Genomic DNA, 1,189 nt, shown 5'->3' on the forward strand with positions numbered 1-1,189 from the left:
TGGAAGGTAAAAAAGGATATAATTGGGGCTTAGATGTTTTTGAATTAATGATTGACAAAGAAACTTCAGTACTTGAATATCACGGAGAGTTTATTACAAAAATATCCACAAAAGACATCCTGAAAATACTTCAAGACTATAAGAAAGCATTGGATTACTTTCAAAATAACCCATCGCACAGTGACGATTAATGATGTTCTCAAATCCGTTTCTGGCCAAAACAAACCCCTGAACCTGTCAGGGGTTTAAAAGGATTACAAGCCTGAGATTTCATCAGGATCTTTGTCTGCATAGCAATCCGTATGCCCGGTCTGGCAGGCCGTCATGTACTCACTCGGCTGGCACGGCCCCTGCCAGTTAGACTGACAGCCAATATAGAGAGTGACCTTGTCAACATCCAAACCACCGCCGATATTGGCTAAGCCACCGGCAATGGTGTGGGAAGCATGGCTGTCCAAAGAAGTCACAAAACTTTTGACCTCAAGGTTTCGGAGATTTAATTTCCTTTTCATAATTAATGGTTTAAGATTCGCCTACTCTGTTTAAGCTTTTCGGCTTCCGCTACCACCAGATCAGCAAATCTGATTTTTGTTACCCCCTGGCTATGGAAACGGGCTTCTATTAAGTTAGGCAGCACCGTGACTTATGAGGTGAATTTGACTTATGGAAATGCGCCCGTCATTTATAAAAAACAGTTACAACCATGATCAATAAACAGCATAAGCTACTCTACGTTGCCACAGGAAAACTCATACTACTGCTCATGCTTTGCAGTAATGCATTTGCCCAGGGCATCTATGACCAGAAAGTAAAGCTCAAAGACCTGGTCCAGGAATCCGGCACCATTATTAAAGGCATCAGAATAACCAGGACGCCTCAATATTTTTACCTGAATGGCAAAATCTTCAACAGCGTGCAGGTGAAAGTACTGGAAGTATATAAAGGAACCCTCCAGCCCGGTGAGCTAATCGAGTACACCACAGAAGGAGGGATGCCAGACGGCAAAGAGCACTACCCCGAACCCAACGGGGGACTGGTAGACACCATAGAATACATCCTCACCCTAACACCCTCATCCCTTGGCAACCGGTTCGAAGATAGCCTCAAAGTATTTTCCTCCTACAAACCCGGCTATAGCCACATCACGCTCACAGAATCAACTTTCTCCGCCCTCTACAAAACCCAGCAA

At 44.2% G+C, this 1,189-nt stretch carries 3 protein-coding genes; 2 read left to right on the plus strand and 1 reads right to left on the minus strand.

All coding sequences use genetic code 11. The annotated features are described in order from the left end of the window. Window positions 1-191, plus strand: a 191-nt coding sequence (locus tag E1163_RS03135; RefSeq protein ID WP_221417921.1) for a hypothetical protein, incomplete at its 5' end; no start/stop codon positions are given. 63 nt (window positions 192-254) lie between these two features. Here the strand turns inward: E1163_RS03135 and E1163_RS03140 are convergent. Further along, the gene (locus tag E1163_RS03140; protein WP_155169368.1) at window positions 255-512 is read right to left on the minus strand and encodes a pinensin family lanthipeptide; all 258 of its coding nucleotides are present in this window, start codon (window positions 510-512) and stop codon (window positions 255-257) included. 191 nt (window positions 513-703) lie between these two features. Between E1163_RS03140 and E1163_RS03145 the strand changes: the two genes are divergently transcribed. After that, window positions 704-1,189, plus strand: a 486-nt coding sequence (locus tag E1163_RS03145) for a hypothetical protein (protein ID WP_155169370.1), incomplete at its 3' end; no start/stop codon positions are given.

This window comes from Fulvivirga kasyanovii (assembly GCF_009711405.1).
GTDB classification, from domain to species: domain Bacteria; phylum Bacteroidota; class Bacteroidia; order Cytophagales; family Cyclobacteriaceae; genus Fulvivirga; species Fulvivirga kasyanovii.

Bases quoted from the DNA above. Each gene is read 5' to 3' on its own strand.
- E1163_RS03140 (WP_155169368.1), bottom strand. From the start codon at position 512: ATGAAAAGGAAATTAAATCTCCGAAACCTTGAGGTCAAAAGTTTTGTG.